Raw genomic sequence first — 6,000 nt, 5'->3', positions numbered from 1 at the left:
CAGTCCCAGGCAACATGAGGCCAGAAGTTATGGCCATGACTGCGGCGCTCTTCTTCAGCATCTTTCCACTCCAATTCACGCGCATTACAGCTGCTTTGGCAACACGTGTTTGCTGGTATAGTTCCTGATAAATGAACGGACGCTGAGTGGAGCCCAAAATGTACCTGGTCTCGCAGGCGCTTTTGCTTCGCGGATTCTCTTGACTGCATCAAGTCACCGCCTCGCGAATTGTCCAGTGTACATAGACGGATCACAAATCACGAAAACCCAAAACTTCAGGGGTCTCATTTCCAGTCCGATGTTCTAGTCCCGGTTTTGTCGCAAACGGTTTGTTTCAGAGTTTCAGCTATCCTGACTTGCGTCTCAGTGGTGGAGGATAGCGTGTTCAAGGGCAGGCATTTTGATCGATCCGTGATCCTGCTCTGCGTCCGGTGGTACCTGGCCTACAATCTCAGCCTCCGGAACTTGGAAGAGATGATGGCCGAGCGGGGCATCTCCGTCGACCATGCGACGGTCCACAGGTGGGTCGTGCGCTACGCTCCTGAATTGCTGAAGCGGTTCAATCTGCGAAAGCGAATCGTCACTGCCAAGTGGCATGTCGATGAGACATACATCAAGGTCCGGGGTCGTTGGACCTATCTCTACCGTGCCATTGACAGCAATGGGGACACCGTCGAGTTCTGGTTCAGTGAGCGGCGCAACTTGACGGCTGCCAAGCGGTTCTTGCGCAAGGCGCTGAAGCGGCATGGCCGGCCTGAGCGGATTGTGATCGATGGCAGTCAGACCAACCGGGAAGCCATCCTGTCCTGCGACACGACAGATCGGCTGCAGGACCGATCACGACGGAAGCTCAAACCGATCGGCATCCGGCAAAGTCGCTACCTGAACAATCGCATTGAGCAGGATCACCGTGCGATCAAACGCCGGATTCACCCGATGCTGGGTTTCAAGGCCGTAGGGAGCGCTGGTGCGATCATGGGCGGCCTTGAGATGGTTCATATGATGCGGAAAGGACAGGCGAAGTATGCCCGCAATTCGAACCTCTCGCTTGCAGAGCAGTTCGAGCAGCTCGCCGCATAAGCCAATACGAACTGTTACGGAATTCTTCCGCTTGCAGACAGAAATTGCGACAGAACCACTGCCGGGGCTGCGAGCAGATGTAAAAGCTCAGGCGCCCGGCTGACGCAGACGCCGCAGCCCCTCCCCGAGCAGGGCCACGAGCAGGATGCCAGCGGCGAGCACACCCATGTCGCGCCACGTCAGCGAAAACCCGCCAAGTGCAATCAGCATGGCAGTAGCCGCAGCCGGAGGGTGCGAAGCCTTCAATGGCACCTGCAACAAGAGCGTCAGCCCCATGGCGATAGCGGATGCCCAAATCCGAGGCCATGTCAGCTCGTTTGACGACAGCACAGGCGGAGCGCTGCCTGCTCCCAGGGTAAAAACCCCAATGACCGCAGCAATGATGCCGGCGGCATGCCCCACGATCACATTATAGGGACGGGCTGATTTCTGTTCAGGCTTGTGCACCTGCAGAAAGATTGTCGGCCCAAGGCTCGGAAACAGCCACGGCAGGCCGGCCCAGAGCCCCATCGCACCGGCGATGGCGGTCAGGAGCGCCGCCGAGACCGGTGCCCAGATCCATTCCGGAACGCCCTTCATCACCGACCTTATGATGGAACCGTGAGCGCCTGAGGCGCGGCGCGCTTCATCCGGGTCATGAGCCAAGTGCGCTGGCGATGGTTCTGCTCGTCCATCCGCTCGATGAGGCCTTTCATCTGCTCATCCCGCAGGCCTCTCGCGGCCTGGGCCAGGATCACCAGGGAGACATGGGACTCGTTGGCGAGCAGCCAGCAATCGTGCAGGTCGCGCACGAGCCCGAACCCTGTCGCCTTCTGCTGCGGCTCCAGAGCTTTCCCGAGGCGCTTGGCCTCGGCCTTCCGCGCCTCGCCATAGCGCTCAATGAGAGTACGCAACTCGTCGAGTTCCTTGCGGGACCAGTGCGCCAGCAGGTGGCATTCGTTGCGGATGTCAGGTTCGCGGGAGTGCGCCTCGGCAACCTTTTTCAGCGCGTCGGCGAGCGCCTGTTCGCTGCCATGGAGCAGGCCGAGATACTCACGGACATGCGTGTGCTCTGGTTTCACGGTCTTGATGGCGGCATCCGCCATGTGCTTGAGCCGGTCCACCACCTCGGACGCAATGGTCAGCGCTGTATCGGGCTGGCCTGTCTCAGGCGCGTCGATCTTGCTGATGGAGACAGCGGCGTATTTATAATGCGGTTGCTTGCTCACAGCATCCCACTCGAAGAGGGTCAGCTCGTTTGCCGCACGCATGTGCTCCGGGTCGTCCCAGTAGCCGTAGTGGAACGGAATGAAGGCGCGTCCCGGTTCGATGTCGCCGATCTTGATCCGGGCCTCGAGCTTGCCGCGCCGGGAGGACACACGGACCCAGTCGCCGTCCCGCAGGCTGTTCCTCAGCACGTCTGCCGCGCTCATCTGCACAAAGGCATCGGGCGCAGCCTCGTGCAATTCCTCGGAGCGCCCTGTCTTCGTGCGGGTGTGGAAGTGATAGACGAGGCGGCCGGTCGAGAGCCAGAACGGATACTCGTCGTCCGGCTCCTCGTGCGGCGCGTGGTATTCGGCCGCTTTCAGGATGGCCCTTCCGTTCGCGTGCATGGCCTTGTGTTCGGTCGGCGTGACAACGCCGCCGGTTACAAGGTCATGCCCGAAGGACTCGCAGTACTCGTGCTCCGTCGGGAAGTGATGATCCTCGTAGAGCCGCTTCGTGCCGTCGGGCTGTTGCTCGTTGCACGGCCACGGAATGCCGGAGCCGCCCGTGAGCTTGGCGTGTGACAGGCCGGTGTAGTCGCAGGGGCGCCCCCGTGTGCAGGCCTTCCAAGCCTCGAAGGTGCTCTCCGGATCGTGCCACTTGATCAGCGGCTGGCCGTCCTTGTCGCGGAAGTCCATGCGCTTAGCGTAATCGAGGAAGATATCCAGGTCCGACTTAGCCTCGCCCGGCGGCTCGACCGCCTTGTGGGCGATGTGCACCGTGCGGTCGACATTGGTGAAGGTGCCGGTCTTCTCGCCCCAGCCGGCCGCGGGCAGGATCACATCCGCGAGCTCCGTGGTCTCCGTTGGGAACATGTCCTGCACGACAACGAACAGGTTGGGATTCTGCAGAATCGACCGGACGCGACCGAGATCGGGCAGCGAGACCGCCGGATTGGTGGCCTGGATCCACAGCATGCGGATCGAGCCCTTATCGGCATAGTTGAAGATCTCCATTGCGTGGGTCGGAGGCGCCCAATGCGGGATCTTGTCTACCTCCACGTTCCAGAGCGCGGCCAGTTCCCTGATGTGCTCCGGATTGTCCCAGTTGCGGAAGGCCGGCAGATCGCCGTCGGCCCCACATTCGCGGGTGTTCTGGGCCGTGGGCTGGCCGTTCATCTGCAGGATGCCGCAACCCGGTCTGCCGATGAAGCCGCGGATCAGGTTGATGTTGTTGACCTGCACGGCCGCCGCCGTGGCCTGCATCGATTGATAGACGCCCTGGAGCACGGTGGAGACGAGGCTCTTGGCCTCGCAGAGCATGCGCCCGGCCGCCCGAAGCTTCTCCGCCGGCACTTCCGACAGTTCCTCCACCCTCTCCGGCGTGTACCGGGAGACCGTTTCCTTTAGTTTGTCGAAGCCGATTGTGTGCTTCTCGACGAATGCCCGATCGACGCCTCCGCCTTCGATGATGAGGTTGAGAAGGCCGTTGAGCACGGGCAGATTGGTGCCGGGCTTCGGCGAGAGGTGGATGTCGGCCTCCTTGGCTGTGGGAGCCTCCCGGATGTCGATGGTGATCAGCTTGGGCGGATTGGGGCCGCGACGGCGGTCGAGCACCTTCATCCAAAGGACGGTGTCGGTTTCGGCGATGTTGTGACCCACATGCAGGATGCAATCCGTGGTGTCGATGTCGGAGTAACTTCCTGGCTGGCCGTCCGAGCCGAAGGTCTCCTTCAGGGCTGCCGCGGCGGTTGCAGTGCACAGGCGGGTGTTGCCGTCCATGTGCGGCGTGCCGATGCCGGCTTTGCCGATGACGCCGAGGGTATAGTACTCTTCCAGCATCAGCTGGCCCGACGTGTAGAAGCCGATGGACGAGCCCGAATATTGCTCGATCAGCTCTTTCGACTTGGACACGATGAGATCCATCGCTTCGTCCCAGCTCGCTTCGCGGAAGCCTGTGCCGGAGCGGATGAGCGGCTTCGTGAGGCGGTCCGGGCTGTTGTTCGCCCGCCAGCCATGTAGCCCCTTGGGACCGAGACGCCCGCGGTTGACGCGGTCGACCTCGCGGCCGCGCACGCCGACGATGCGGCCATCCTTGACGCCGATATCGAGAGCGCAGCCATTGGAGCACAGCACGCAGGCCGACTGCACCCAGCGATCCGGCTCCTCGATCAGGGCCTCGTCGACCCGGGCAGGCCACTGATCCTCCCCGTGGAACCCGGTGCGCTCCCCCCAGATATCGGCGATGCTGTCCCGGGTCTGCCGGAGGGCCTTGCCTGTCGCGCCGAAGCGGCCACGTCCCTGGCGCATGATGTGCCTCTGTGAGTGAAAAAGCTTCTCCGTCAACCAGAGAGGAGCAGCAGTGTTCCAGCAGCAGAGTAGATCGTCGGCGTCAGCGATCGTACCCTAGCGGACTGGGCGCGACGCCATTGAGGCGCTCGGAACAGAACATGGCCGTGCCTATGGCAGGGCCGCCGATATCGCCGTGCAGGCTGGCGCCGCCGGCGCGGTTGCGGCGGCGGCCACTGGGTTAGTGGACTGGCAGCAGACGCACGGACGCCCGCGCCGGGTGGGCCTCGCCCATGCGCTCGTGAACAGCGCGGCGCTCGGCCTTCAGCTCACCTCGACCGCCCTGCGCCGGCGCGGCCGACGCCGCGAGGGACGCCTTGCAAGCGCGACAGCCTGGGGCGTGATGTTCGTGGGGGCCTATCTGGGCGGTCACCTCGTCTATCGCCTCCGGCAAGGGGTCGATCAGGCCGACCGCAGCGTCGAGCCGCGCGGCTTCGAGCCCGTTCTGCCTGCGGCGGATCTCAAGGAGGGGCAGCCGCGCAAAGTAGAGGTCTGGGATGAGGTGGAGCGGGCGCACATTCCCGTCGCCCTCGTGCGGCAGCACGGACGCATCTTCGCCATGGGCGCGCGCTGCTCGCACATGGGTGGCCCCCTGGACGAAGGCTGGCTTCTGCGGGGCGGTCTCGGATGCCCTTGGCATGGATCCCGCTACGATCTTAAGACGGGCTCGTCACGTTAACTGGGCATGAGTGTGAGCCGTGTAGACGGGCTGGCATGACCAAGCCCGTCAGTTACAAGCGTCATCGCTTTCCACCCCAGATCATCGCCAATGCGGTCTGGCTCTACTTCGGGTTCCCATTGAGCCTGCGCCTGATTGAGGAGATGCTGCTGGAGCGCGGCATCCTCGTCTCCTATGAGACCGTCCGGCGATGGGCTCTGAAGCTCGGACCCGAATACGCCCCCGCCTCAAACGCAAGAGACCGAGCCGGCGCGACACCAAGGCAGCCAAGCGCTTGCCGAAGCGGCTGTTGAAGAAGCAGGGCTGTCCACCCCGGCGGCTGATCACTGAAAAGTTGAGCTCCTACGCGTCGGCCCGGCGTCAGATCATGCCCTCAGTTGAGCACCGCGCTCACAAGGGCCTGAATAACCGGGCCGAGAATTCGCATGTCCCGTTGCGAAAGCGGGAGTGGATGATGCAGGGCTTTCGATCGCGGGAGGCCTGCAGCAGTACGTCAGTGTGTTCTCCGCTGTGCGCAACCTCTTCGTTCCTCCCCGCACCCGCCGCTCCGCCCTTGCCACCCATCTTCATCGCCTCACCGCCATAGCGGAATGGACAGGTGCGGCCAACCTCGCTGCCTGACCGGCTCAAGCGGCGAAATCTGCCTCAATAGGTCCGGGTTTGGTTAAAGTGACATCGCCCGCTGGATTCCGGCACAATGTCCCGACA

5 protein-coding genes and 1 pseudogene are annotated in these 6,000 nt (G+C 62.9%); 4 read left to right on the top strand and 2 right to left on the bottom strand.

Annotated elements, in window-relative coordinates; translation table 11 throughout:
* Window positions 1–381 precede the first annotated feature (381 nt).
* Entirely contained in the window at window positions 382–1,080 is a 699-nt protein-coding gene (locus tag JAO75_RS23055) for an IS6 family transposase (RefSeq protein WP_199051554.1), read from the top strand.
* Window positions 1,081–1,167: 87 nt separating this feature from the next.
* On the opposite strand, the gene JAO75_RS23050 is transcribed toward JAO75_RS23055, so the two are convergent.
* Both JAO75_RS23050 and JAO75_RS23045 read right to left on the bottom strand, forming a co-directional pair.
* On the bottom strand, window positions 1,168–1,659 hold the full coding sequence (locus JAO75_RS23050) for an HPP family protein (protein ID WP_199051553.1): 492 nt from the start codon (window positions 1,657–1,659) through the stop codon (window positions 1,168–1,170).
* Window positions 1,660–1,667: 8 nt separating this feature from the next.
* Window positions 1,668–4,574, bottom strand: a complete 2,907-nt coding sequence (locus JAO75_RS23045) for a molybdopterin oxidoreductase family protein (RefSeq protein WP_199051552.1) — start codon at window positions 4,572–4,574, stop codon at window positions 1,668–1,670.
* Between the two features lie 118 nt (window positions 4,575–4,692).
* Here JAO75_RS23045 and JAO75_RS25405 point away from each other — a divergent pair, with 118 nt between their 5' ends.
* The 3 genes and pseudogenes from JAO75_RS25405 (at window position 4,693) to JAO75_RS25550 (ending at window position 5,913) form a co-directional block, all read left to right on the top strand.
* Window positions 4,693–5,292 carry a Rieske (2Fe-2S) protein gene (locus JAO75_RS25405; protein WP_343234681.1) on the top strand — a complete coding sequence of 200 codons (600 nt, stop codon included), beginning with the start codon at window positions 4,693–4,695 and terminating at the stop codon, window positions 5,290–5,292.
* 35 nt (window positions 5,293–5,327) lie between these two features.
* Window positions 5,328–5,725: pseudogene (locus JAO75_RS23035) on the top strand (IS6 family transposase); the annotation flags it as partial.
* Window positions 5,726–5,739: 14 nt separating this feature from the next.
* Entirely contained in the window at window positions 5,740–5,913 is a 174-nt protein-coding gene (locus JAO75_RS25550) for a hypothetical protein (RefSeq protein ID WP_425523216.1), read from the top strand.
* Window positions 5,914–6,000 lie beyond the last annotated feature (87 nt).

The organism is Microvirga splendida, assembly GCF_016427565.1.
Classification (GTDB): domain Bacteria; phylum Pseudomonadota; class Alphaproteobacteria; order Rhizobiales; family Beijerinckiaceae; genus Microvirga; species Microvirga splendida.
The sequence above is the reverse complement of the archived record's forward strand: the minus strand, read 5'-3'. Positions and strand labels throughout refer to the sequence as shown.